Source organism: Sphingobacterium sp. NGMCC 1.201703, assembly GCF_047784615.1.
In the GTDB taxonomy this organism is placed as follows: domain Bacteria; phylum Bacteroidota; class Bacteroidia; order Sphingobacteriales; family Sphingobacteriaceae; genus Sphingobacterium.
The window spans coordinates 857,616-883,112 of the sequence record NZ_JBLOHD010000001.1 but is presented as its reverse complement, the minus strand read 5'-3'; the positions used below and the strand labels follow the sequence as shown (position 1 = coordinate 883,112).

At 42.0% G+C, this 25,497-nt stretch carries 22 protein-coding genes; 8 read left to right on the top strand and 14 right to left on the bottom strand.

Going from position 1 to position 25,497, the window contains the following annotated elements:
- Positions 1 to 56: 56 nt before the first annotated feature.
- Complete coding sequence (locus ACK8HY_RS03650) at positions 57 to 719, bottom strand: ATP-binding cassette domain-containing protein (RefSeq protein WP_416132802.1); 663 nt, start codon at positions 717 to 719, stop codon at positions 57 to 59.
- 778 nt (positions 720 to 1,497) lie between these two features.
- Between ACK8HY_RS03650 and ACK8HY_RS03645 the strand changes: the two genes are divergently transcribed.
- Positions 1,498 to 2,133 (top strand): hypothetical protein, encoded by a 636-nt coding sequence (locus ACK8HY_RS03645; protein WP_416132801.1) that lies wholly within the window; start codon positions 1,498 to 1,500, stop codon positions 2,131 to 2,133.
- A 138-nt stretch (positions 2,134 to 2,271) separates the two neighbouring features.
- Here the strand turns inward: ACK8HY_RS03645 and yajC are convergent, their stop codons facing one another.
- From yajC to ACK8HY_RS03625, 4 genes are read right to left on the bottom strand one after another with little or no spacing between them, the layout of a single operon-like run.
- Positions 2,272 to 2,592, bottom strand: coding sequence for a preprotein translocase subunit YajC (gene yajC / locus ACK8HY_RS03640; RefSeq protein WP_077435254.1), 321 nt, complete (start codon positions 2,590 to 2,592; stop codon positions 2,272 to 2,274).
- A 26-nt stretch (positions 2,593 to 2,618) separates the two neighbouring features.
- Positions 2,619 to 3,080 carry a DUF1573 domain-containing protein gene (locus ACK8HY_RS03635; RefSeq protein ID WP_077435256.1) on the bottom strand — a complete coding sequence of 154 codons (462 nt, stop codon included), beginning with the start codon at positions 3,078 to 3,080 and terminating at the stop codon, positions 2,619 to 2,621.
- A gap of 14 nt (positions 3,081 to 3,094) precedes the next feature.
- Complete coding sequence (gene nusB / locus ACK8HY_RS03630; protein WP_077435258.1) at positions 3,095 to 4,042, bottom strand: transcription antitermination factor NusB; 948 nt, start codon at positions 4,040 to 4,042, stop codon at positions 3,095 to 3,097.
- 60 nt (positions 4,043 to 4,102) lie between these two features.
- Positions 4,103 to 5,182: a Glu/Leu/Phe/Val family dehydrogenase gene (locus ACK8HY_RS03625; protein ID WP_077435260.1), complete on the bottom strand. Its 1,080-nt coding sequence runs from the start codon at positions 5,180 to 5,182 to the stop codon at positions 4,103 to 4,105.
- A gap of 181 nt (positions 5,183 to 5,363) precedes the next feature.
- Here ACK8HY_RS03625 and ACK8HY_RS03620 point away from each other — a divergent pair, with 181 nt between their 5' ends.
- Positions 5,364 to 7,145: an ABC transporter ATP-binding protein gene (locus ACK8HY_RS03620; protein WP_416132800.1), complete on the top strand. Its 1,782-nt coding sequence runs from the start codon at positions 5,364 to 5,366 to the stop codon at positions 7,143 to 7,145.
- Positions 7,146 to 7,276: 131 nt separating this feature from the next.
- On the top strand, positions 7,277 to 7,621 hold the full coding sequence (locus ACK8HY_RS03615; protein ID WP_416132799.1) for a DUF4870 domain-containing protein: 345 nt from the start codon (positions 7,277 to 7,279) through the stop codon (positions 7,619 to 7,621).
- 128 nt (positions 7,622 to 7,749) lie between these two features.
- Here the strand turns inward: ACK8HY_RS03615 and ACK8HY_RS03610 are convergent, their stop codons facing one another.
- The 6 genes from ACK8HY_RS03610 to ACK8HY_RS03585 form a co-directional block, all read right to left on the bottom strand.
- The gene (locus ACK8HY_RS03610) at positions 7,750 to 8,994 is read right to left on the bottom strand and encodes an MFS transporter (RefSeq protein ID WP_416132798.1); all 1,245 of its coding nucleotides are present in this window, start codon (positions 8,992 to 8,994) and stop codon (positions 7,750 to 7,752) included.
- Between the two features lie 350 nt (positions 8,995 to 9,344).
- Positions 9,345 to 10,436 (bottom strand): dipeptidase, encoded by a 1,092-nt coding sequence (locus tag ACK8HY_RS03605; RefSeq protein WP_416132797.1) that lies wholly within the window; start codon positions 10,434 to 10,436, stop codon positions 9,345 to 9,347.
- 1 nt (position 10,437) lies between these two features.
- Positions 10,438 to 11,544: a D-TA family PLP-dependent enzyme gene (locus ACK8HY_RS03600; protein ID WP_416132796.1), complete on the bottom strand. Its 1,107-nt coding sequence runs from the start codon at positions 11,542 to 11,544 to the stop codon at positions 10,438 to 10,440.
- 15 nt (positions 11,545 to 11,559) lie between these two features.
- Positions 11,560 to 12,024: a RidA family protein gene (locus ACK8HY_RS03595; protein ID WP_120258327.1), complete on the bottom strand. Its 465-nt coding sequence runs from the start codon at positions 12,022 to 12,024 to the stop codon at positions 11,560 to 11,562.
- Between the two features lie 33 nt (positions 12,025 to 12,057).
- Entirely contained in the window at positions 12,058 to 13,386 is a 1,329-nt protein-coding gene (locus ACK8HY_RS03590; protein WP_416132795.1) for a gluconate:H+ symporter, read from the bottom strand.
- A gap of 343 nt (positions 13,387 to 13,729) precedes the next feature.
- Positions 13,730 to 15,196 (bottom strand): aminoacyl-histidine dipeptidase, encoded by a 1,467-nt coding sequence (locus tag ACK8HY_RS03585; protein ID WP_416132794.1) that lies wholly within the window; start codon positions 15,194 to 15,196, stop codon positions 13,730 to 13,732.
- 129 nt (positions 15,197 to 15,325) lie between these two features.
- On the opposite strand from ACK8HY_RS03585, the gene ACK8HY_RS03580 reads away from it, so the two are divergent.
- Entirely contained in the window at positions 15,326 to 16,810 is a 1,485-nt protein-coding gene (locus ACK8HY_RS03580) for a glycoside hydrolase family 130 protein (RefSeq protein WP_416132793.1), read from the top strand.
- Here the strand turns inward: ACK8HY_RS03580 and ACK8HY_RS03575 are convergent.
- On the bottom strand, positions 16,782 to 18,995 hold the full coding sequence (locus ACK8HY_RS03575; RefSeq protein WP_416132792.1) for a glycosyltransferase family 4 protein: 2,214 nt from the start codon (positions 18,993 to 18,995) through the stop codon (positions 16,782 to 16,784). The two genes, ACK8HY_RS03580 and ACK8HY_RS03575, sit on opposite strands and share 29 nt — an antisense overlap.
- 157 nt (positions 18,996 to 19,152) lie before the next feature.
- On the opposite strand from ACK8HY_RS03575, the gene ACK8HY_RS03570 reads away from it, so the two are divergent.
- A complete protein-coding gene (locus tag ACK8HY_RS03570) occupies positions 19,153 to 19,740 on the top strand; it encodes a sugar O-acetyltransferase (RefSeq protein WP_416132791.1) in 588 nt (195 codons plus the stop codon).
- 262 nt (positions 19,741 to 20,002) lie between these two features.
- Here ACK8HY_RS03570 and ACK8HY_RS03565 read toward each other — a convergent pair whose 3' ends face one another.
- Complete coding sequence (locus ACK8HY_RS03565; RefSeq protein WP_416132790.1) at positions 20,003 to 20,401, bottom strand: GNAT family N-acetyltransferase; 399 nt, start codon at positions 20,399 to 20,401, stop codon at positions 20,003 to 20,005.
- Positions 20,398 to 21,906, bottom strand: coding sequence for an NAD(P)H-hydrate dehydratase (locus tag ACK8HY_RS03560; protein ID WP_416132789.1), 1,509 nt, complete (start codon positions 21,904 to 21,906; stop codon positions 20,398 to 20,400). The genes ACK8HY_RS03565 and ACK8HY_RS03560 overlap by 4 nt, the downstream gene beginning before the upstream one ends.
- Before the next feature lie 209 nt (positions 21,907 to 22,115).
- On the opposite strand from ACK8HY_RS03560, the gene ACK8HY_RS03555 reads away from it, so the two are divergent.
- From ACK8HY_RS03555 to ACK8HY_RS03545, 3 genes are all read left to right on the top strand, one after another.
- Positions 22,116 to 22,952, top strand: coding sequence for a DUF4846 domain-containing protein (locus tag ACK8HY_RS03555; RefSeq protein ID WP_416132788.1), 837 nt, complete (start codon positions 22,116 to 22,118; stop codon positions 22,950 to 22,952).
- Positions 22,953 to 23,202: 250 nt separating this feature from the next.
- The gene (gene hmpA, locus ACK8HY_RS03550; protein WP_416132787.1) at positions 23,203 to 24,405 is read left to right on the top strand and encodes an NO-inducible flavohemoprotein; all 1,203 of its coding nucleotides are present in this window, start codon (positions 23,203 to 23,205) and stop codon (positions 24,403 to 24,405) included.
- Between the two features lie 67 nt (positions 24,406 to 24,472).
- Complete coding sequence (locus tag ACK8HY_RS03545; protein ID WP_317041797.1) at positions 24,473 to 24,958, top strand: Rrf2 family transcriptional regulator; 486 nt, start codon at positions 24,473 to 24,475, stop codon at positions 24,956 to 24,958.
- Positions 24,959 to 25,497 lie beyond the last annotated feature (539 nt).

Sequence of the window (25,497 nt, the reverse complement as noted above, 5' to 3'; positions counted from 1 at the left end):
ATAGGATTGTGTTAAAAATAACTAGGCAGACAAAAAAGCTGATGAAGCTATGGCAATTAATCAGACATATTTAAATATTGATGCAATACAAGTTCATCTTTGCCATTAATCTTCAATAATGAACCTTCTTTCATTAGATACATTTCATCGCTAAGCTCCATGACATCATGATAATAGTGATCAGAAATCAAAATCCCCTTATATTGTCTCATGTGTTGAAGATGCTCCTTAAACAATTCGATATATAGTGGACTTAGCCCTACAAAAGGCTCATCAAAAAGTGAATAGCTCGCTTTTGAATATAAGATCAAAAGATTTTCAAATAGTCTGGCGAATCCAAGGGAAAGATTCTCAAACTTGAAATGAATATATTCCTGAATGATTGGAATTTCGGTCAAAGGTGAATCTTGAAGGCCAAAAAGTTCAATGCATCTACGAACAGGCAAGTTTTTAGGCACAAATCCATGTTGTGGCAGGTAGGTAATTTCCTTCGTAAGATACCCATGTTTAAAGACCTTTCCGTCACATTGCATAAAAGCAAAATCGGGCCTGCTGTTCCCAAAGATACAGTTCATTAAAGTTGATTTTCCGCTACCATTTCGCCCTAATATACCGACGATAGTATTGCTTGGCACCTGTAGATATACCCCCGAAAGTATTGCTTTCCCCCCTCGACTGAAAGAAAGGCTATCTATATATAAACTACGATCAGCACACATAGGAAAAGATAAAATATGAGATCAATCAGGTAAATGCTACCGAGTATTTTTGTAGGAGAATATCCTATATTGCATAAAAAAAGCTTTTTTTTTCGAAGGTTAAAAACATATTCCGCGAGAATAGACAGCAACAGGCCAATTACTTTAAACCAAAAAAAGAGCACAAGTGAGACTGTCCCATGCCGCTCAACAAAGCCAGGCATTTGAAATACCAGACATAGCGTTGTAAACAAATTGAATAAGATAACAAAACTAAAGAATTGGAAGATCAGCTTTATCATTATTCACCTTCTCTCGTTTAATGCATCCAATAATATAGCGATCGGCCAAGCATTTCTCCAAAAAACATCCCCAATATCATTAATACTGTAAGGATAATTAATACAGTCAGTCCCTTCTCCCGAGTGTCAATATTTATTCTCATAATTGATTAAATAAAGACTTAAGTTACAAAAAAACACTTTCATTAGTAAAAATTTCAACGCCTTATCCGTTGATACTTCCTAAAGCTAAAACTACTTTCCAAGATCAAGGTATAATGGGAATACTTCTCACCATGTTAGCTACAAGATCATAATAGCTTATTATCAACTTCTGGATTTGTAGGGTAAATATAGGGGATTAACAGGGGGGTAACAGGGGTATTACAGGGGTAAATCCCTATTATACCCTTATTAATACACTGTAAAAATAGTGTTACTTCACTTTTAAGTGGGAATTTGGTATTAACTTGGTAATAAGTTAGATAGCAGCAGTTATAAACAATAAAACAAAGACTATGGCGATTTTACAAAACGGGCCTAATGGTCCAGTTACCGGAAAATTTGGCTCTGTCAGTGCTTATATGTTAAATGGGCAAAATGTTGTACGTGGGCTTAGCAAAAAACGTACTGCTCCCCCTAGCGAAGCAGAGCTTCTAAATAGGGAAAAACAAAAGGTTGCAGGACTGTTCGCTAGAGACAATAAAGGGATACTTAGTTTTGGTTATCAATATATGAGCGAAAAGGGAAGCCGGGTAGGTGCCTTCCAATTGGCTCAGCGCCATATTTTTAAGGAAGCCCTGGAATTGGATTTGGAGAACAATCCTTTTGTAAACCCCGAGAAACTGATCGTCTTTGCAGGACAGTTGACGCCATTGACCAATTGCGAAGTTAGCCTTCAGGGTGACACGATTGATCTCAAATGGACCTCCAATGGTCAGTATGAAGACAATATCTATAAACTCAACCTGGCATTGTTGGGTTTATATGGCGAATCTCATTTGCAAACCTCAATTGCAGAAGTGAAACAGGGAGCCTGTACTTTACAGTTTAAAGGAATAAGTCGAAAAAACTGCGATTACCACGTTTATGTCGGTATATGGAATACCCTATATGGCGATTTTTCAAACTCTACCTACTGCGGAGTAATATAGCACACGCGAAGCAACAATTGACCGTATGAAAACAGCCGGGACAGCTGACATAATCGTACACTGGTTGAAAGAGAGAAGATAAGCAAAAAAGCCAATCTCTTTTGGAGACTGGCTTTGCTATTTTTTTGATAAAGACGCTTATGAAGCGCTTTTTTCAGTTGCGTTCGCAGCTTTTGAAGCATCTAAAGCAATTGCAGACTTGTCAAAACGGATTCTTACACCTGAACCGACATCTACCAAAAACGTAGTGTCAGATACCTCTACAATACGGCCATGGATACCTGCAGTGGTAACAACTTTAGCGTTTACGCCCAATTCTTCAATATATTTCTTATGATCTTTTTGCTTCTTCATCTGTGGTCTGATCATGAAGAAATAAAATACCACAATGATCAAAACCATTGGTAAAAAACTCATCATGCTACTGCCACCTGCTGCTTGTAATAATACTGTATTCATCTGTTATTATATCGTTTAATAATGTGTTATTTTGGTAATACTTCACCCTTTAGCTGAACAGTGGTCATACTGTTGGAAGCATTTGACTGGACCGTAATGATCTTTTGCTGCTTACCAACCTGTCCCTCACTCTTGAATGTCACATGGATATCTGATGTTTTTCCTGGTAAGATAGGGCTTTTTGAAAACTCAGGCTGTGTACAACCACAGGAAGCGGTCACTTTGGACAAAATAATTGGCGCATCCCCCGTATTCTTCAATACGAATGTGTGTTTTACTTCAGCGCCTTCTTTGACTTGCCCAAAATCAAAAGCCGATTCCGCAAATTCTACTTTACCCAATTTCGCCGCAGCGCTAGAAAGACTGTCTGTCGCTACAGCCGCTGGTCCTATCGTAGCGGCCTCCACTTTCTCTTTTTGTGCATTTCCGCAAGAAAAGAAAAGTACCGATGCCAAAGCTAAAACTGAATATTTACTAAAGTTCTTCATGTGTTGATTGATCTTTAATCCCTTAAACCACGACCCGCCTTCTGGATTCTTCCCTGTTGATTCAGGTCGCTTAATATTTTATCTAAGATACCATTAATAAATGTATTACTTTTCAATGTACTGAATACCTTAGAAATTTCAATATACTCATTTATTGTCACTTTCACAGGAATAGATGGAAAATTCACCAATTCGCATATTGCCATGCGCATCAAAAGAGTATCCATCAAAGCAATACGGTCTGATTCCCAGTTTTTTGTTTTCTCAGAAATCAGTTTCTGATACTCATTCGTATTACGGATGGTCTTACCCAACAAGGCAATGACATAATCGCTATCATCATTCCAGTTTTGCGTGATTTCGGCAAGTTTATTTTTACGCGGATCTTCCGAACTGAAGTTCTTAAAAGTTTTCGCGATCAACGCTTGCAACACTTCTTTATCGACAGGCCAGTTGATAAATTTCTCCTCAAAAACCTGTTCGATAACCGGTGATTTCAGGATAATCTTTTTAAAGATATGTTTGATGATATCTTTTTCAGTACCTATCGAGCGGTCTTCTTGCTGTAGATATTCCAAATAGGCTTCAGAATCCTTTAATTGCAAAAATACCGTGCGCACGATCTCTGGATCAAAGCTCCATGAAATCTTATATTTTTTGACGCCCTCAGCATATTGCGGATTTTGTCTTAATGACTCAATAAAAGTATTTGTACTTAACTTGGTCGTTAAAGACAAGTCTTTTTCAGTTGGCAAAAATTTGTTGGCTCTGCCTTCTGCGTCTATCAATACATAATCGGATACTTCATCCAATAGATTCAGTGTCCAGATATACATCTCGTAGACTTCATCCACATTTTTTAATAGTGCTTTTTCAAATGTTTTGATGTCTTTGTCTTCTGAAAGACTGTACGCATAAAGCGTTTGCACTACTTTTACCCTCAGGTGTCTCCTGTTTAACATAGTAATTTTAAAGAACGATTTTTTATAAACTAATAAATAAGAACGATTTTGGAAAGAAGACTATCTTTTGATCTTTTTAATATCTTGGATACGCTTCTCCGCAATGCGATTGGCCGCTTCAAAAGTAGAGATATTCTCTTCTTTTGATTTTTTCAATACGTCTCTAGTCGCATTATATATGTTTTTGATCACGAATTCCGTGTGATCCACCCCATAATTCTGTATTTCTGAATAACAGCTGATCAACGCACCTGCATTAATCAAATAGTCCGGTGCATACAATATACCTCTTTCATGTAGAATAGCACTTGTCGTTACCTCATCTTTCAATTGGTTATTTGCCGAACCTGCAATAATTTTACATTGCATTTTTTGCGCCGATTCGGGATTTACCGTACCGCCCAATGCGCAAGGTGAATAGACGTCAAATTCATGATCGAATACTTCATTGTAAGGAATAGGTTCTGCTTTGTATTTTGCAGCAACCTTAAGCATTTTTTCTTCTGTAATGTCACTTACATAAACACGCGCATTTTCTTCACGCAACATAGCGATCAATCGCTCACCAACACTACCTACACCGTGTACAATCACTTTTTTTCCGGCTACACTCTCTGATCCGTATAATTCTTTCAGACAGGCTTTAATACCGAAATAAACACCTTGGGCTGCAAAAACAGATGTATCGCCAACCCCACTGCCGTGGATCGCTTTTGGTAAACCAGCAACATGGTCAGTCTCCGTATAAATATATTCTAAATCGCGTTGTGTCGTACCTACATCCAAGGAAGCGATGAAATTACCATTCAATCCCTCGATAAACTGGCCCAAACGGCGTAATAAAACCTCAGATTTGTCCAAACGGCTATTACCGATAATAACAGCACTTCCGCCACCCAAATTCAATCCGGTGATCGCAGATTTATAGGTAATGGCCTTGGATAAACGTAAAGCATCCTCAATAGCTTCTTCTGTAGTTTCGTATGGCAACATACGAACCCCGCCTATTGCTGGCCCCAATGTGGTATCATGGATCGCAACAATAGCTTTTAAGCCCACTAATTCATCATTACAGAAAAATAAGTTTTGATGGCCAGACTGGCTCATCAATTCAAAAATAGAATTTTGAGATGTTGACATAAAATGTACTACTCTAATTTGTTTTAATTTTTTAAGGTACTTGATGCAAAAGTAGGAAAATTATTCGTTGTGCATAATATCTTTTTTTATCCAAGACTTAACATTTGATTTCCCAATGACAGTAATTTCATCGAAATATAAAGCAGAGTTGATGAATTAGTCCTATTTTTGTATCCATAATATGAAGGATCTCGCCTACTTAAATAAGTACTTTTATAAATACCGCTGGAAACTGGTTCCAGGGGTGATTTTTGTCATCATTTCCAATTACTTTGGGGTACTCCCCGCTAAGGTAATCCGCGAAGCGTTTGACCTTGTACAGGAAAATATCTATCTCTATCGCCTTTTTGATGGGTTTGATAGACAGGAGCTTATCTATAAGGTATTTGGCACAAGCCTGTTGTTCTTTGGATTTGTTGTCCTGCTGCTTTCTCTGCTAAGGGGCATTTTCCTATTCTTTATGCGGCAGACCATCATTCTGACCTCCCGTTATATCGAATATGATCTTAAAAATGAAATATACAATCATTATCAGGAGCTGAATTTCGGATTTTTCCGTAAAAATAATACCGGTGATCTAATGAGCCGCGCGACAGAGGATGTCAATCAGGTGCGGAACTATCTAGGACCGGCCATTATGTATGCCATTAATACGGTGGTCCTGTCCATTATGGTTATTTATGCCATGTACAGTGTCAATGGGAGATTGGCGACATATGCATTGGCTCCTATTCCGGTATTATCGGTCATCATCCTTTTTGTCAATAAAATCATCAATAAACGCAGCTTAAAAATACAAAAACAGCTGGCGAAACTCTCTTCCTTTGTTCAGGAAACCTTTGCCGGTATCCGTGTCATCAAAACCTATAGCCGGGAGGAAAATAAGATGAAGGCCTTTGAACAGGAAAGTACAATCTACCGCAACACAGCGTTGGACTTGGTCAAGGTACAGGCGGTTTTCTTTCCACTGATCTTGTTACTGATCGGTCTCAGCACTGTCATCACCATTTATATCGGCGGTATCGAAGTCGCAAAAGGAACAGTCACAGCCGGAAATATTGCCGAATTTATTATCTATGTCAATCAATTGACCTTTCCCGCGATGTCTTTGGCCTGGGTAACTTCACTCGTACAACGTGCGGCTGCATCCCAAAAACGGATCAATGAATTTCTGGAAACCCGATCCCCGATTGCCAATGGTAAAATTGAGAAAGAAATCGCCGGTGAAATCAACGTAGAAAACATCTCGTTTACCTATCCTGAGACAGGTATTCAGGCCATTAAAAACGTCTCATTCCAAGTACCGGTCGGGAAAACTCTGGCGATAATCGGAAAAACCGGTTCGGGCAAATCTACTTTGGCCAACCTATTACTACGGATGTATGATATCGATCAGGGTAATATCCACTACGATGGCATTGCATTAAAGGATCTCAATTTCAAAAATCTACGTCAACAAATTGGTTTTGTCCCACAGGATGTATTCTTATTTTCAGACACAATTGCCAATAACATTGGCTTCGGACTGGATCATTTTACACAGGAACAGATCGAACAAGCTGCTAAAGACGCTGCTGTATATGATAATATTATAACTTTTGAAGATGGTTTTGAAACTGCTGTCGGGGAGCGTGGCATTACTCTTTCGGGCGGTCAAAAACAACGTGTTTCCATTGCAAGAGCCTTGGTCAAAGAGCCAAACATACTGATCTTTGACGACTGTTTGTCCGCAGTGGATACCAAAACCGAAGAAACAATCTTGCGCTCATTGAGCCGCATCATGAAGGGCAAAACCTGTATTTTTATTGCCCACCGGATTTCGACCATCAAAAATGCAGACCATATTCTTGTCATGGATCAAGGTCAGATTGTCGAACAGGGTACACACCTTGAATTAATGGAAAAAAGAGGTGAATACTTTGAACTCCACGAAAAGCAGCTGCTAGAAAGCGTGGAGGGGTAATCTCAGGAGCCCAACCATATAATATATACCGCAAAAAATTAAATATCCCTGAATTCAGCTAATGAAAACAGGGATTATCTCTTCTACATTTGTCTTATACATTTACATCAAACTTTTATCGTATAAGTATCATGGAGAGAAACGCAGTGCAGCGCACATCATCAAACGAAGGCAAGACAGTAGCTATTATTTCTTATTTAACCCTCATCGGCCTGATTGTCGCCATCATTATGAACAATAAAGAAAAGACTACGCTTGGTCAGTTCCATATCAGACAAAGTGTTGGCATTACCGTAACAGGATTGGTACTGGGCTTATTCAGCTTTATCCCGGGTATCGGGGGATTAATTATGAATATTGTCGGTGTAATCTTACTTATCGCCCTTATATTAGGTTTAGTGGCGGCATTCTCGGGTGAGAAAAAGGCGCTTCCTTTTATTGGCGAAAAATATCAGCAATGGTTTAATATGATATAACAAGCCTTATATTTAGCCCTATTTTAGAAAAAGGCTGTTCAAAAAACTAGAATGAACCCCAAAAGCACGAGAAGTACTTTTAAAGGCTATTTTAGCGTTTGAGCAGCCTATTTTGTTCCTTGACCAGGTCACTTTATATCGCCTGCTGCCGGTACCATTTTTTCTTCTTTGAAAAAAACAGCAAACAGCAGTAGACAGCACAATGAAATCCCGGCAGGTATAAACCATAAGTATTCCCAAAATTGATCCGCATAGGCTCCTTTGAGGTAATCCGAAACCGCACCGGCCACCCAAAATCCAATCAGCATACCCACACCATACATCGCGATCGTGATCAGTCCCTGTGCCGAAGCTTTATATTTCTCTCCGGCAATCCGGTCGGTATAGATCTGTCCCACGACAAACATAAAATCATAACAGATTCCATGCAGAACAATACCTAAGATCAGCAGAAAGGCTTTTTCCTGTCCATCCCCAAAAGCAAAGAACAGATAGCGTAATGCCCATGCAGCAATACCCAATAAAATCATTTTCTTATAACCCAAACGCCGAAAGAAAAATGGGATCAACAGCAAACAGATGGCTTCCGAAAACTGTCCCAACGCCATTTTTGCGGTCGGATTGGGTATACCGACATTGACCAAAAATGGATTGGCATTCTGATAATAGAATGAAATCGGAATACAGATCACGATGGCCGTAACAAAAAAGATTAAGAAACTCTTTTGCCTTAATAGCCCCAAGGCATCTAAACCGATGGCTTTCCCGAAATCAAACTTCTCGTCCTTAGCACGTATCTGCGGTGGAGTTTTGGGAAGAAATAAGCTGAACAATGCCAAAAAAACGGAACAGACCGCTCCCATAATAAAGGTATTGTGTAGGGCTCCTTGGCCGATGGCCTCAGGACTATCCCAACGGAACAGGTAGCTGATCACAAGCCCCGAACAGATCCAACCGATTGTTCCCCATACCCTTACCCCCGGAAAATACTTTTTGGCATCCCCGATATGGCGGAAAGCAATACCATTGGAAAGGGAAAGTGATGACATATAGGCCATAAAATACACAAAGACATAAGGGTAAAAATGACTGGCATCAGGAGCCTGGGACATTCCATAAAGTAAAGCGGCGCCGAGCAGATGCAAAACCGAGAGCACACGTTCTGCATTAAAATAGCGATCCGCGACAAAGCCGACAAAAAAAGGCGCAAATACCGCGCCCAGGGACTGCGTAGAAAAAATATTGGCTACCTCCATCCCCGATGCATTCAGGGATTTGATCAGATAGGTACCCAAAGTGACAAACCAAGCTCCTTTGATAAAATACTCCAAAAACATCATCAAGGATAATTGGAAGCGTAAAGTAAACGTCATAGCGGTTTAGAATTGTTTCTGTTTACGAATATATCATTTATTTAACCGACATCGTTATCGGGAAAGCGGACTACTTGTAACGATCTGCTTACTTTTAATCTGATTTGATCTATCCGCAATGATTAAGCTTAAAGCGAATTCCCAAAGGACGATCTACCCCTGAAAGGTTTAAATCTGTGTTTTCAATGATCATGTTTGTTAACGATCATGACCTTGATCAGCAAAGACAAAGATCGTATTACGATTCCAGGCATCCCGATAGACCGATCGGCATCCGGAACTGCAATTAGCCTAGTAAGTTTTTTTACTATTCTGATTAAGATATTCCACTATCCAGACAAGGCGTCCAGCTATTCGGGCAAGGCCTCCCGCATAAAATTCAGCCAGTTTTGACTGGCGATCTTTTCAAGATCAGCCCTGCTATATCCGCGTCGTTGCAATATTCCAAAAACCTTTTGGATATCAGCGATGGTCTCCAGATCGTAAGGACATTGTTCCCGACCAAAGGCCCCATCCAGATCACTCCCCACCCCAACATGATTGACATTGCCCGCCAGTTGACAGATATGGTCGATATTATCGGCCATGATTTCCATCGAACAATTGCTGGATTTAGGATCAGACAGACCACGTACCCAGTTGGGTATCATCATCCAGGCATCTAAAGCAACACCGATAACGGCCTCCTTCTCCACCAGCGTCTTGATCATATCATCACTAAACTGTCGGTTGTGATCCACAAATTTGCGACAATTGTTGTGGCTGGCCCAGATTGCGCCATTGTATCGTCCCATCGCATCCCAAAAAGCATCGTCATTAAGATGTGTTGCATCCAGGATCATCCCCAGCCGTTCCATTTCCTGCAATAACTGTATCCCCTGTTCATTCAATTTACCGGAGGAATCGGTTCCATTGGCATATCTTCCAGGCCCATAATGTGCCGGGCCGATCGCCCGCAAACCGTAATTGTAGGCAACTTCTACATGACTGATATCCACCAGGGAGTCGGCACCTTCCAGGCTCAGCAGATAACCGATGGGCTTTTTTGAATGATCAGTTCCCTGGGACCACAAAGCACGATGTTGATCCAAATCGCTCTTTGTTTTAATCATTTTCATGTGTCCGTCAGCTTCCATGGCTTTATACCAGGCCAATTGCCCCTGTGTCTGCGCCCAGGCCTGCTCTGCCGAGTACCAGCCCGGCAAAGCGCTGTCCGGACGGACAAACCGTGCGATCTGTGTGGCGACAACGATACCGATATTCCCTTTACGTAGCTCTTCAAAAGTAACCGTAGCTTTTGCCCGGTCGGGCTTATCTTCCATCCCCTGCTCCCTTCGGTTTAATTCCTGAATGGGTAGCCGGAGATCCCTATTCCACTCCATGGCATTCATACTCAAGTCTAAGTGAGCATCAACCACAAAAGGCATTTCAATTTCGTACATATCAATAATTTATCTTTTTACCTCGTGCAAGTACTTTCCAAACCTGATCCGCAATGCCATTGTTGACGACCTGCAATTCGTCGTAACAGGCGACTGTAGGGCAGATATGCCGCGGCACACAGTACAACGCATCGCCTATCTTAAAGTCGGTACTGTCCCTGACTTCAACGACCAAATGTTCTTCACTCTGCATTTTGATCTCACCGATCCGCTGATCAAAAAATTTGACTCGGGGCTGCGGCGATTCGCTGGCAACAGACTTGTAGCCAAGATCCAGGCAGAGATGTTTGTGATCTACAATGGAAACAATACGTGTCAGCAACACAGGGGCAACTAAAAAGTCCTGTTCGGCATAATTTTCTGCGTAACCAAAATCCCAAAACACGAACGTCCCCGGACTGCATTCTACATCGCTACGCTCGGCATGAAACGGAAAACTTGGCGATCCGCCGATCACCTTTGTTAATGGGGTGGTCGTAGAAACCTGCGCCATGGCATAAGCCGTTTCGAGCACACTGTAAGCCTTTTGACTCTGTTGCTCACGTAGGTTGTAATCTTTATCGTGGATATGACCATCGTAGCCGTGCACACCGACCAGTTGAATTCCATCCAATAGCTGAATGTCTAAGACCAGGCGCTCTATCTGTTCAATCGACGCTCCGGTACGCCCCATACCAACGTTCACATCGATATAAACTGCGATAGGTCGCCCTTTTTGCATCCCTCGTGCTGATAGCTGTAATGCAGCATCTGTATTATCGACCAGACAGGCATAATGGGTATCGGGAAATGCTTCGATCAGGCGTATCAAGCGATCAATCTTAGGCCCAACAGGCTGATAAGCCAATAGCACATCCTTTGCTCCTGCTATACCCAACAATTCTGCTTCGGCAATCGTAGCACATTTGAATTTGCCGATCCCGCGTTGCAGCAATAACTGACAGACCTCTTTGCATTTATTCGTTTTGATATGGGGCCGCAAACGATCCACCCGACCGCCCACGAACTTCAGTGCACGGTCTATATTCCGAACAATACGATCAGGGTACACGAGCAAGGCCGGTGTATCTACCTGATCAACATTATGTACACGATACCAAGTTTCCATGATCAGCGCATTAAATTAATATAGCTCGAACAGCGCTTCGATTTCGACAGGGATATTATCGGGTAAAGAGCCGAAACCAACTGCGCTGCGTGTACCGATTCCATTTTCTTCGCCCCATACCGCAGCAAACAACTCACTGCAGCCATTGATCACCCCCGGATGATATAAGAAGTCAGACGTACAATTGACCATACCCAATACCTTAATGACACGTTTAATTTTATTTAATGATCCCAGATTGGTTTTAATCGTCGATAGCATCGTCAGTCCGACCTGTCTAGCCGCAAGTTTCCCTTCTTCGGGGCTGATATCACTACCAATCCGTCCGATAATCAGGGAAGCATCGTCCTGTACTGGTCCATGTCCAGAAAGATAAAGATACTTACCATCAATAACATATGGTTTATAAACACCTTTTGGAGCTGGGGCCGGTGGTAAAGTCAAACCTAATTTTTCAAATTGTTCATCTGCGTTGTACATCGTGAATGATTTTAATGTTTAAAAATATAATAGCTAATATAAAATTAATTGCAATAGCAAAACAGCCAGCAGTCCGACAATGGAAACGATGGCTTCCATGATCGACCAGGAAAATAATGTATCCTTGACACTCAGGCCGAAATACTCCTTAAAAAGCCAAAAGCCAGCATCGTTGACGTGAGAAAACATAAGGCTGCCCGCCCCGATCGCTAATACCATCAGATTCGGGTCCACCTTACCCGCTGTGACGATCGGCAACAATACGCCCGCTGCTGTAAGCGCGGCAACCGTTGCCGAGCCTACACAGCCCCTAATGACCGCTGTAATTAACCATGCCAGCAGCAAGGGTGAAATAGGAAGTTGCTGTAAGGTATTGGCCAATAATAAACTCACGCCGCTATCTTCCATCACCTGTTTAAAAACTCCAGATCCGGCTATAATCAGGAGAATCATCGCGATATCCCTGACCGCCGACTCATAGATCGACATGACTTTGACCATGGAACGCCCGAGTTTCAATCCCAATAAGTAGGTAGCGACGACCACCGCAACGACCATCACAAAAGTTGGGCTTCCGATAAATTTCAGCCAGCGCTGTACTGTGGCATCATCAGTATGGTACAGATAAGGTATCAGGGTAAATAAGATAATCAATAAGACAGGTAACAGTGCAACGGCCAAACTGGTTCCAACCGTAGGCTGTTTATATTCCTGTTGGTGTGCTGTTTTTTCCTGCCGAAAAATAGACTCCTGACTTGGGAGCATATTCCGCAGGCGACGGCCAAAGATTGGCCCACCCAATATAATTGCAGGGATGGCAATCAAGAGGCCATAGATCAGTGTCAGCCCCATATCCGCATGAAAAAGTGCGACCAATGCAACAGGTGAAGGGTGCGGCGGAATAAACCCATGGGTAACGGATAATGCGGCCAGCATCGGTAGCCCAATGTAAACCGCCGGCAGTTTGTATCTATAAGAGATCGAAAAAATCAGGGGTACCAACAGGACAAAACCGATCCCGTAGAACAAAGGAATCCCCACCACAAAACCTGTCAGCATCAGGCCCCATTGCAAATATTTCTCTCCCATTAGGCGAACCATCTGCGCAGCGATAATTTCAGCAGCACCACTTTCAGCTACTATCTTCCCCAGCATGGCTCCCAGCACAATAATCAGGGTCAGGCTCCCCATAACTCCAGCAATACCTTTTTCAACGGTACCGACCAACTGATCCGGTGCAATACCCAAACATAACCCGCTGAGAATAGAAACCAATAAAAAAGAAAGAAATGCATTAATCTTAAAATAAGTAATGCATAGGATGAGCAAACAAATGCTGATTACAATGAGGATTATGGTCATTATATCACTATTAGGTCCACCCCTCAATAGAGAGGTTTAATAAAATTTTGGTCTAGTAAATCATTTTTTCATTCTGAAAATACAATTATTTTTCGTTTTCTGCAAGGAAAGTGAAAAATAATTGAAAATCCAACGATATATGACGATAATATATGTGGTAAGTTTTTTTGATTCTTTTAGATGCGTACATCCTGTTGTTATTAACCTTTTTCGGATAATGAAATAAGCAACCTAAAAGCGAATGGGAAATAAACAGCATAAAAATACCCCCAAAATAGGCTAAACTTTGGGGGCTGGTATATTGTTAGTATACGCTGCTCTTGCTGCGAAGTAGAGCAGCGGCTTACTTACGTGGAATCTCTTTTAGAATTTCGAGCACAAAACGCCAATATTTCTGAACAGAAGATATCGATGCGCGTTCTGCCGGTGAATGTGCTCCCAATATCGTTGGACCAAAGGAAATCATATCCATGCCAGGGTAATTAGTACCTAATATGCCACATTCCAATCCAGCGTGACAGGCCACAACTTCTGGAGCCTCCCCGTGTTGTTTTGTATAAATGTATTTAAGTACTTCCAAAATTTCAGAATTTGGATTAGGTGCCCATCCTGGATAACTGCCGGAGAATACGACATCAAAACCACCCAATTCAAAGGCTGCCTGTAGCGAATAGGCTAGGTCAAATTTGGAGGTCTCGACCGAAGACCGCGTTAAACATTTGATTGCAATCTGCTGCGCTCCCACTTCAACTTTAGCAATATTATTGGACGTTTCAACCAGGTCCTCGAAATCAGCACTCACCCGGTATACACCATTTAATGCCGCATAAACGCTGTTAATTAAATTTTCCTGTACTGACACAGGAACAACTGAATTCCATACAGCATCCGTTTGCTCCACCAGGATTTCCATAAGCGGCTCCGTCGTAGCGAACTCGGTTTTGATCGCCTGCGCTAATTGCGTCAAAGCCTCAACGAAGGCTGGCGATTTATCTTTACTGACAACAACCTTGGCGACACTCTCCCTTGGAATCGCATTACGAAGGCTTCCACCCAGTAGCGAAGCGATGCGCAGGCCATAGCGCTCATTTGCCTTAAACAGTAGACGGTTCATCACCTTATTCGCATTTGCAAAGCCCTTATGGATATCCATACCTGAATGTCCGCCATGCAAACCTTTCACTGTAAGTTCAAAAGATACGGTATCTGAAGGACATGCTTCTGCAACATAGGATTGTGTTGCCGTAACATCAATACCGCCCGCACAACCGACGTCTATCTCATTGTCATTTTCAGTATCAAGGTTCAATAGGATCTCGCCGGACAACACCCCTCCTTTTAATCCCAAAGCCCCGGTCATTCCAGTCTCTTCATCGATGGTAAACAAAGCTTCAATCGCTGGATGAACAATTGTTGTCGATTCTAAAATAGACATGATCGTAGCCACACCAAGCCCATTATCTGCACCCAAAGTAGTTCCTTCGGCTTTTACCCAGTCACCATCCACATACATTTTAATGCCCTCATTGTCGAAATCAAAAACGGTGTCGTTATTCTTTTGGTGCACCATATCCAGATGTGATTGCAGGACAACCGTTTTACGGTCTTCCATTCCCGCACTTGCCGGTTTCTTGATCAACACATTACCAATTTCATCTACACTGGTTGCTAAGCCCAGGGATTTCCCGAAATCTACCATAAATGCAATGACACGCTCTTCTTTTTTTGAAGCCCGTGGAACAGCATTCAATGCAGCAAAATTTTTCCAAATTGCTTTTGGTTCTAATTTATCTAAACTATTTTCAGCCATATCTAAAAATTTGTATCCGTCAAAGTTACTCCATTTTTACAATATATGCTCGCTTTAACCGATGCTTATAAAAACAAAAACCATTTGTTGATAGTTCTTACAACAGTGTAAAACATCAAAAACACCGACATGTACAAACCCGTAAAAGTAGAGCGAAAAAACATTTATTTCAAACCGGACAAGAAAAGAGTACTGGCAAGGTTCTTTTTTCTGGGCGATGAACGTACGATCAAAATCATCAAACGCACGCTGGAGCTGAGCGAATCCGAGCGTAAAGAGGTTTTTGGTCAGATTCTCCGGAGCTACACAAAAAGACATCGTAGTATTGTCAATATTTTCGAACGCAATTTTGAGCGCGTAAGCCATTTATTGGAAAAAGTTCCTTTTCCAAAAGACAAACTTAGTCAACTGGACAAGCTATTGATTGGTTCATATTTTACGATGGAGTACTCCATTGAATCGGCAGCCCTGTTTAATCCCTCCATCGTAGAGCATCCAGATCAGACCGAACTCTTTCAGGGGGAAAAACGGGTAATACTCAGCTTCAGGGCCACCGGTGAAGGACATGTGTCCTCCATCGTATTTCGGGCCGGCACCCTTGACCTGGACAATAATATTCATATAGATTATATCGGCAACCTGTTGGACAAACCTATTCAGGTCAAAAACCATCGTTACCATAAGGAATCATTCTTAAAAAAGATGAATGAGCTCCATGCTGAGCCCACAGAGGTCAAAACGAAACTTGAGCAAAAATTAACCCCTACCTTTACCTATGAAGAACTCAAACGCTATATTGATGAGGTCAGACAGGACAGCGAAGAAAATCTGGAAAATATCACCTTTTTGCAACAGGCATTATGGTTGGCCTCATCGCATTATGAAATGACTTTTTCACTGGACACCTCTATTTCCGAACGGGTGATCTTTCCCATTGCTGATACAGAAAAAAGGGGGATTGAAGATGCCCGCTTTGTACAGTTCAAAGATGAAAAGGGAGAAAGCATCTACTATGCGACCTATACGGCCTACGATGGTTTTAGCATACTTCCAAAACTTCTGACCACAAAAGATTTTTATCACTTTAAAGTGAAACCAATCTACGGAGAGATTGCCAATAAAGGCGCCGCACTCTTTCCCCGAAAAATCAATGGAAGATATGCGATGCTCTGCCGGATAGACGGTGAAAACAACTATATCGCTTATTCACACAACATCAATGTCTGGCAAGAAACCGCGATACGCATCCAACAACCTGAATATGCGTATGAATTTGTACAGATAGGAAATTGTGGATCGCCAATAGAAACCGCATATGGCTGGCTAATTTTGACCCATGCGGTGGGACCGATGCGGGAGTATGTCCTCGGTGCAGCCCTTTTGGACCTAAATAACCCACATGTGGAAATAGGCCGTCTACACAGTCCTTTGATGACGCCAAACGATGAGGAACGGGAGGGCTATGTTCCCAATGTTATTTATTCCTGCGGAGCATTGGTCCATAATGGACAGCTTATTTTGCCATATGCGATGTCTGACTATGCTTCAACCTATGCCACGATCAATCTAGAAGAACTGTTACTAGCTATTTTGAATCCAGAGCGTTATCAATAAACGCGCGGTAAACAATGATATAGGCGAGATAGAAACAGAGTGTGCTTTCCGCACCCTGATTTCGGTTGATCCCATAGGACTCCAGCCCATCGCAGCATCCTTTGGTCTCTTCATCGTAAAGCCCTAGTTTTAGGTCATTTTCGCCTAAAAACCAGCGAAAGGATGCTACCATACGGGTAAAATATACCTTTTTATTAGTCAGCCGAAATGCTTCACGGTACATAAAGACCATTGCGGTAACATCCAGTGGCTGCTGACCGAATTTACTGATATGTTTTCCCTGTTTTGCCCATTCCTGATTTCCAACTAAGGAAAGGGCGCCATTTTGAATGGTAATACTTTCCAAAAATGTCAGGGTCAATAGGCCCAACTGTTTCACGGCTTCATCGTTAAGAAACGGGTAGGCAGTCAATAAAGCATAGGGTAAAATGGCATTGTCATAAGCCAATACTGGCTCAAACCATTGCCAGCCATCGTCTGAGCTCGCCTGATATTCTTTGATCAGCTTTCCAGTTAACTCCCGCATTAGTTCGATCATAACTTCGTCGTTCGACTGATGATGCAGATACTCTGCAATACCAAGTATGGTATAGGCGATGGCCCGGTTAGACCGCAGCTGCTTAAAATTTGGTACAGACCTGAAAAACAGTTCATATCCCAACTGATAGTAACTCGTCATTTTCGTTTTCCGAAGAAGCACACCCAACGCCCAGATCGTTCGGCCAAAGGAATCTTCCGATCCGACTTCATCCAGGAAATTATGCTGAAAACTCATGAAATTATGAAATAGCCCATCTTCGCGCTGATGATAATAGATATAGCTCAGATAAGTGGAGACACGTCGGTCAAGTCGTTTGTCTGCAAAGTCAGTCTGAGCCAATAAAGTCAGCAATAGGGCCCGCGCGTTGTCATCCAGGCAATAGCCTTCCTTGTAATTGGGCAATGAATAGGTTGCATGTTGCAGTATTCCGACCTGGTTAGTCAGGCGGTCAATATGTTTCCAGCTGAATTTGGGCATTTCATCCCTTGAAAAGGTACCATTTTCTTTAAACCCGTCAGGTGCTGGAACTATTTTATCCAAAAGCCGGGTATAACGAATGCCGATGTTTTTCCAGGTCATTTCTTTTCCAAAAGCCCGAGCATTGTCCCGTAAGGTCGTACGATATTCCTGATTACTAAATAATGCTGCTAAGGTGGTCGCCATTGATGCGGGATTTTTAAAATCGACCAGCACTCCACGACCATCGGCCAGCAACTCTTTTGCATGCCAGTATGGAGTGGATACCACCGCTGCCCCTGCACCAATCGCGTAAGACAATGTACCGCTTGTGATCTGGGCTTCATTCACATAAGGGGTAACATATACATCGCAGGCGGATAAATAAGTCACTAGATCAGACTGGCTTACAAAGGAATTAACAAATTGGACATGATCTTCTAAATGATATGCATCAACCAAACTCTTGAGATATTCACGGTATTCCTCCCCCGAATGGGCGAGGACATTGGGGTGTGTCTTACCTACAATCAAATAGATAAGATCAGGTTCATTTTTAACGACCGTTGCAAGGGACTCAATAACTGTTTCAATACCTTTATTGCGTCCTATAAATCCAAAGGTCAGCAAAATCTTTTTTCCTGACAATCCCTTTTTTTCTTTTGCTTCCTCCTGACTAAGATGAAATTCGGGTACCCCATGATGGATTAGCCTAACTTTTGTGGTATTGACCCGATAAACAGATTTCAACAATGTAATCGCATAGTTACTCATTACGATCACGACGGAAGCCCGCTTGACTATTTCAATTAGGATTGCCTTTTCATCTACACTTGGCTTTTCCAGGATGGTATGTAAATTGACCAGCAAGGGAATGTGAAGCGTATTAATCAGCGAAAGAATATATATTCCGCTATTTCCACCAAAAATACCATATTCATGCTCGAGTACAACGCAATCGTAACCATTATTGTTGATATACTCTGCGGCTTCAATATAAGAGAGCTGATGCTGTCGATCGATCGTAAAAACCACCTCCCCCGGATAAGCATAATCGTCATCCGCAACAGCAATAACATGTTGGATCAGGTCCTGATTGTGCAAAGCTACTGCATGTAGCAGATCTGAAGTGAAGGTGGCAATTCCACATTCTTTGGGCAAATAAGTACTTATATACGCAATTTTCATTAAAATGATTATTTAGAATAAAGCCATTTCCGACGGAAATAGCATGTGTGTGTCCATTATCTAAATGCATCTCAAGCGCAAATTGTTTGCAATGCCTGTATTTTATTTAATCTGGAAACTTCCTGTATATTTGCCACAGACAAAAAACAGGTACAAAATGAAATCATCGAAGGAGAAAATGATTGCCGGAATCCCTTATATTGATACGGATGGACAGCTATTTAAGGAAAGACAATATGCAAAGGAAGAACTCAAACGTTTCAATGACTCCGAACCGAAACAGATCAAATTCAGAAAGCAGATCATCCAAAAGCTTTTTAAAACGACAGGTACCCGTTTCTTTTTGGAGCCACCCTTTCGTTGCGATTACGGTTACAATATTTCTATAGGTGAAAACTTTTACAGTAATTACAACTGTACCATTTTGGATGGAGCTCCAGTGACAATCGGTGAAAACGTATTGTTTGGTCCGAATGTCAGCCTTTTCACCGCTGGTCATCCGATTTATTTTGAAACAAGAAATCAAGGCTGGGAATTTTCGGCCCCCATTGTCATTGAAGATAATGTATGGATCGGCGGTCAGGTAGTTGTTAACCCCGGTGTCCGTATTGGCAGAAATGCGGTGATCGGATCAGGTTCGGTGGTCACAAAGGATATCCCAGCAGATGTTATTGCCGCTGGCAATCCCTGTCGCGTCATCCGACCAATTACAGCAGCGGACCATATTGATTATACAAGCCTTTAGGCAGCATAAAAGATGTCGTCTACTATCAAAACAAGGGCATCATGTACCTGATGATCGTTGTTTTTAGATACTTCGCCACGCGCAACAGACATGACTCGCATTATTGTCTCATGCCACTGCAGACAATAAAAACCTAAGGCAATTCAAAAAATCTGGGTTAATGCCCACTCAGTCTATTATTCCACACGAGGGAAATTTCAAGAACTAGCCCGATCGTGAGAATTCCCTATTCGTGCATTTATCACCGGGATATATCGCCCTCTTATACTTTGGATATAAATCGATCAGGTTTACCCGATTCTTTCATCATGACAAATCCATTTTGTATCCAAAAATGATGATGCTCCGAAGTCGTCCGAACAAAGAGACTACGACCTTCAACTGTTTTAACAAATTGGAACGCATAACGAAGTAGCGCACTACCAGCCCCCTGTTTTCTAAAATCGGGGTGAACGGCAAGATAAAGAATCTCATAATCCCCTTCCCAGCACAGTAAGGTAAGTATGCCAACAACCTCGTCACCACTATAAGCCGCAAAATGAGCCGCTTCAAAATCCCCATCAAGCATAACCTCCGACAGTTGCCCTTTGGCACTGAATATTTCCTTCCGGAGCTTCCAGGTGCGGGCCGCAAATACCTGTTCGATATACCAATCTGTCATCGCTGTATTTCAAGTTCTAAAAATGCCGCTGGAAGGTAACTAATAATGTCTGAAGGCAATAGGGAATAAACGCCAATCGAAGGTACCGCAATATCAGCAGCCCTTCCGTGAACGTATACGCCCATAATCAGTGCTTCCCGGGAAGAATAGCCCTGACCAATCAAAGCCGTCAATATCCCGGTCAAGATATCTCCGCTGCCACCCGTAGCCATTCCGACGTTGCCGGTGCTATTGAAATAAATTACTCCCTCAGGTGTTACCAGCGCACTGTTGGCCCCTTTGATCAAAACGTACAACTGGTATTGAGCTGCAAAGGCCTTCACCTTAACCATCTTTTCGAAGTCATTCTGCCAAGTCCCCAGCAATCGACTTAATTCTTTAGGATGTGGAGTCAATATACTTTGTTTCGGAACGAACTGCCATAATTCGGGATGATGTGCCAAGATATTCAATGCATCCGCATCCAATACCAAGGGGGTATCAAGCCCCTGCGTGATAAACACCTTAAAAGCATCAATCGTAGCTAGGGCTGTTCCCATACCAATACCTATACCGATGGACTGAAAGCTATGCACATCGGGAAACCGTGAGATTAGATTGTCGTCGGAATCTGTAAGTACCATCGCTTCTGGGATGGCAGTCTGTATACTTGTGTAGCCACAGGATGGTATATAGGCAGAAGCTAAACCACAGCCCGAACGCAAAGCAGCCTTTAAGGCCAATTGCACAGCACCCATCTTGCCCTTACTCCCACCGACGATCAAACTATGTCCGAAGGTCCCCTTGTGATCAAATTTATTTCGTTTCCGATAGAACGACCTGAGCAAAGCTGAATCGACATAGTGAAAAGGGGTATCAACCTGATCAAAAGCCGTTGGGCTCAGCCCAATATCCAATACATGAAATGCTTTGACCCGAAATCTATTCTCAGGCATTAACAGGGCCAATTTAGGGGACTGAAACGTATACACCAGATCTGCCTCCACCACGGGTGAATCCTTGGGTGTAGTTTCGTCACTTAAAAGACCTGAAGGTATATCTATCGCATAAACAGCTCCACTAAAACCATTAATAGCTGCAATGAGATTCCGCCAGTCTTCATTCAGCGGGTATTTCAGCCCGTAACCAAATAGACAATCTAACACAATCGCCCCGCCAGGAATATGAACCTGAGTTTTGGTACTGATTTTTTGGATAAGATGAGCAGGCAAGCGATTTTGGTTTGCTAAGTTATCTGCCGAATAATCCGGCGCATCAATTAAATAGACGCGGACCTCAGCTTGCTGTTGATCCAGGAGCCTGGCCAGTACCAATCCATCACCACCATTATTGCCTTTACCACAAAAAATACAAAAGGAGTGCTGCTCCAAGCTTGGATACTGCTGCTTGATTGCTTCAAAAACAGCGGCGGCGGCCCGCTCCATCAATTCAAGGCTACTGATCCCCTCCTCATGCATCGTTTGTTTATCTACCCAGTTCATCTGGGATGCCGAAAGTATTTTCATCCTTATTTTCCTTTTTTAAGCGAATCATGTCCTGTCTGACGATGAAAACAGATTCTCTGATCTAAATTACTTAGAAAAAGGTGCACCACCAAGATATCGCCGATATTGGCTGACGGCTAATGTAGATTTCCGCAGTTTTTTGACCTGGACACTCTTCCTAATTTTGATTATCTTAGTAAGACCGGTAACACTGACATAAAAATTCTGATATGACAACAACATACCTGCTATTATCCATCCTATCCTTACAAGCTCTTAGCGGCTGCGGGCAGTCTAATTCAGCTGTATTCCAACCGAAATCCAAAGACCTAACGGTGGAGACCGGCAATCCTGACGGGAGACAGTTTATTGATCCAAAGGGAATGACTGTCAAATCGAGAATCTTATTGCCTGCAGGTTTTGAAAGGCTCAGCTACACGTCAAAAGATTTCGGTAGTTTTCTCGAAAACCTTCCCTTACACCCCATTGATCATGAGGTACGTTATTATAACGGAAAAATTAAGCCCCGAAACAACATTTATAATAGCGTTATAAAACTCAATATCGGCAAACGCGACCTGCACCAATGCGCCGACGCGGTCATGCGATTACGGTCAGATTACCTCTACCAGCAAAAGAGATATCAGGATATTAAATTCAATTTTCTCTCCGATGGCAAACCACGCACCTATACGGATTATGCCAAAGGAGACTATACGTATCCAAAATATTGGAAGTATATGGAGTATATTTTTGCTTATGCCAACACCGCTTCTTTACACGATGAGCTTCCTCATGTAAAATCGTCCACAACTGTCAAAATCGGAGACACTTTCGTACAGAAAGGCTCCCCTATTGGCCACGCTGTTATCGTCGTTGATCTCGCAAAAAATAAGGAAGGCAAAACAATTGTACTACTCGCCCAAAGCTATATGCCGGCGCAGGAAATACAGCTATTAAACAATTGGAACAATCCAGCGTTAAGCCCTTGGTACGATATCGACAAAGAGGTAATCAATACCCCAGAATGGACTTTTTATGCCCGTAACCTAAAAACCTGGAAATAGTGACATCATCCTGAATATTCTTTCCGCAATTCTTAAACAATAAAATCCAAATAACGATCAACATGAGCCTGCAGGCAAATTAAATAAAAGATATTTTTGTCTTTTATTTAATTTTACTATTTTTGCTTACGATAGTCATTTGCAAATGTACCCTATCAAGGAGTAGTAACAACCTCTAAAAGAGGTAAAATCACATTCATTCCTTTTTTTTAATAAAATAAAAGACAAAAAGGTATTTAAATATTTTATTATGATTACCGAAACACAGAAAGATCTAATCAAAGGCACTATACCCGTTTTGAAGGAGCACGGTGTTGCGCTAACCAGTCATTTCTACAAACGCATGTTTACGCACAACCCTGAGCTCAAGCATATATTTAATATGGGGAATCAGCAAAATGCGAAACAGCAAACGGCATTGGCTACCGCTGTATTGGCTTATGCAGAGCATATTGACAATCCCAATGTACTACTATCCGCCGTCAAACACATCGGACAAAAACACACTAGTCTCCATATTCGTCCTGAACATTATCAGATTGTTGGCAAGCACCTATTAGCTTCTATCCAGGAAGTATTGGGCGACGCTGCTACAGATGAGCTTATCGAAGCTTGGAAAGTTGCCTACTTTCAATTAGCCGACCTGATGATCGGTATCGAAAAAGAGATGTACAACCAAATGGTCCAAAACGAAGGTGGCTGGACAGGCTGGAAACCTTTTAACATCGTTAAAATCGTTTCGGAGACCGAAGAAATCCAGTCAATTTACTTAGCACCAACTGATGGTGGTCAACTTCCAAAACATACTGCCGGCCAATATGTAAGTGTACGTGTGTATCTACCTGAGCTTCACCTTTACCAGCCGCGGCAATACAGCCTATCCGACGCCAGTAATGGTGAGTACCTTCGTATTTCTGTAAAAAAAGAAACTATAACGGGAAAACCGGAAGGAATGGTCAGCAACTACTTGCATCAATACTTTCAGGAGGGAAAACAGCTGGAATTGACAGCGCCTACTGGCTCCTTTAACCTGATCGAGAATAAGCATCCGCATGTCTTTATCAGTGGCGGAGTCGGTCAGACTCCGTTGATGGCCATGCTGGAACAACTTATCAAGACAAAAGGACAAAATACAGTAACATGGATTCACGGCTGTAGAAATAGCGATTTACACGCATTTAAAGGTAGACTCAGGGCACTTGAGGCAGAACATGATCATATCAGATGCTTCTCGTTTTACGATGAAGTCCAGGAAGGCAACAGCGACGATCTCCCAGGCTGGGTAGATCTGACCAAAATCGATCCGGATTATCTGCCTCAAAAAGCCAATTACTACATATGCGGCCCTTCAGGTTTTATAGAAAAACACTTTCAGTATCTGAGTGGCCAAGGCATCCAGACCGAGCATATTCATTATGAAGAGTTTGGACCAGCTTCCCTACAGCTCAATTAGCCAACTGGGATAGGCATCCGTAAATTTTCCATGGTTTGCGGATGGCTATTCTTGTTTTTGTACCTTTGTGGAAAAGCAAGAAAAGATTATGGGTATTTTTTCCAAAACATGTGAATATGGTCTCCGGGCAGTTTTTTTCATCGCACAGAGTTCGCAAGAAAACAAACGTGTCGGCATAAAAGAAATTGCCGAAAATATCCACTCGCCTGAAGCCTTCCTCGGCAAAATCTTGCAAAATTTAAGCCGTGCAGGTATTATTCGTTCCATGAAAGGACCCGGTGGTGGATTCTATCTGGATGCATCCGATATGCATACACCCTTATCAGATGTGGTTAAAGCAATAGATGGGGAGAACCTTTTTGTGGGCTGTGGAATGGGCTTGGAGTTCTGCTCAGAACAGTATCCCTGTCCGCTACATCATGAGTTTAAAAGTATTCGCAATAGCCTATCAGAGATGCTTCAAAAAACGACTGTCGGACAATTCAATGATGACCTCATAAAAGGAAAAATCCTGCTGACAAAATCCAAAATCACGCCAGATCAGCACAACTAAAACCCTGTTCAAAAGTGGACGACATAAGTCCAAAATAGCATATTTTTCACCCCATTATGGATGCCTTCCCTGGATTCCAGTTGCTGCTGTAGTCTTTCACGCCCTATCTTTATTGAGATTTCTTATTGTAAACAAAACAAACAAATAAACCCCATAATTATATTGATATAAAGCAATTTAAACAGATTAAAAACACCAATAAACCAGCAATCTATCTCTTTTTGATCTTATAGCCATTACAGCAGGTATGATGCCGTCTCTTCCTAAAAAGAACAGCTATAAAGAATTCCCTTACACGATTACCTACCTTCCGATACCGTCTGCATTAAATAGCTGTAAACGATACGTTAATCAAGAATAAGTCCGTAGATGAGTAGGTCTATTTGCGAAAAAATGCTAAAATAACAGGGTTCAAAAGCGCATTTCTTATGGGTTAAAATCACATAGACCATGCGCATTATTGGTCAAAACCGCCTTTGACACAAGTTTTCATCCTTTAGCACTAAAATCAACAATATGAGATATATTATTATTTAAAA

Bases quoted from the DNA above. Each gene is read 5' to 3' on its own strand.
- ACK8HY_RS03610 (WP_416132798.1), bottom strand. From the start codon at position 8,994: ATGACGTTTACTTTACGCTTCCAATTATCCTTGATGATGTTTTTGGAG.
- ACK8HY_RS03585 (WP_416132794.1), bottom strand. From the start codon at position 15,196: ATGGCTGAAAATAGTTTAGATAAATTAGAACCAAAAGCAATTTGGAAA.
- ACK8HY_RS03575 (WP_416132792.1), bottom strand. From the start codon at position 18,995: ATGAAAATTGCGTATATAAGTACTTATTTGCCCAAAGAATGTGGAATT.
- ACK8HY_RS03625 (WP_077435260.1), bottom strand. From the start codon at position 5,182: ATGTCAACATCTCAAAATTCTATTTTTGAATTGATGAGCCAGTCTGGC.
- ACK8HY_RS03650 (WP_416132802.1), bottom strand. From the start codon at position 719: ATGTGTGCTGATCGTAGTTTATATATAGATAGCCTTTCTTTCAGTCGA.
- ACK8HY_RS03605 (WP_416132797.1), bottom strand. From the start codon at position 10,436: ATGTACGAAATTGAAATGCCTTTTGTGGTTGATGCTCACTTAGACTTG.
- yajC (WP_077435254.1), bottom strand. From the start codon at position 2,592: ATGAATACAGTATTATTACAAGCAGCAGGTGGCAGTAGCATGATGAGT.
- ACK8HY_RS03635 (WP_077435256.1), bottom strand. From the start codon at position 3,080: ATGAAGAACTTTAGTAAATATTCAGTTTTAGCTTTGGCATCGGTACTT.
- ACK8HY_RS03600 (WP_416132796.1), bottom strand. From the start codon at position 11,544: ATGGAAACTTGGTATCGTGTACATAATGTTGATCAGGTAGATACACCG.
- ACK8HY_RS03555 (WP_416132788.1), top strand. From the start codon at position 22,116: ATGACAACAACATACCTGCTATTATCCATCCTATCCTTACAAGCTCTT.
- ACK8HY_RS03570 (WP_416132791.1), top strand. From the start codon at position 19,153: ATGAAATCATCGAAGGAGAAAATGATTGCCGGAATCCCTTATATTGAT.
- ACK8HY_RS03615 (WP_416132799.1), top strand. From the start codon at position 7,277: ATGGAGAGAAACGCAGTGCAGCGCACATCATCAAACGAAGGCAAGACA.
- ACK8HY_RS03645 (WP_416132801.1), top strand. From the start codon at position 1,498: ATGGCGATTTTACAAAACGGGCCTAATGGTCCAGTTACCGGAAAATTT.
- ACK8HY_RS03590 (WP_416132795.1), bottom strand. From the start codon at position 13,386: ATGACCATAATCCTCATTGTAATCAGCATTTGTTTGCTCATCCTATGC.
- ACK8HY_RS03560 (WP_416132789.1), bottom strand. From the start codon at position 21,906: ATGAAAATACTTTCGGCATCCCAGATGAACTGGGTAGATAAACAAACG.
- ACK8HY_RS03595 (WP_120258327.1), bottom strand. From the start codon at position 12,024: ATGTACAACGCAGATGAACAATTTGAAAAATTAGGTTTGACTTTACCA.
- ACK8HY_RS03580 (WP_416132793.1), top strand. From the start codon at position 15,326: ATGTACAAACCCGTAAAAGTAGAGCGAAAAAACATTTATTTCAAACCG.
- ACK8HY_RS03565 (WP_416132790.1), bottom strand. From the start codon at position 20,401: ATGACAGATTGGTATATCGAACAGGTATTTGCGGCCCGCACCTGGAAG.
- hmpA (WP_416132787.1), top strand. From the start codon at position 23,203: ATGATTACCGAAACACAGAAAGATCTAATCAAAGGCACTATACCCGTT.
- nusB (WP_077435258.1), bottom strand. From the start codon at position 4,042: ATGTTAAACAGGAGACACCTGAGGGTAAAAGTAGTGCAAACGCTTTAT.
- ACK8HY_RS03620 (WP_416132800.1), top strand. From the start codon at position 5,364: ATGAAGGATCTCGCCTACTTAAATAAGTACTTTTATAAATACCGCTGG.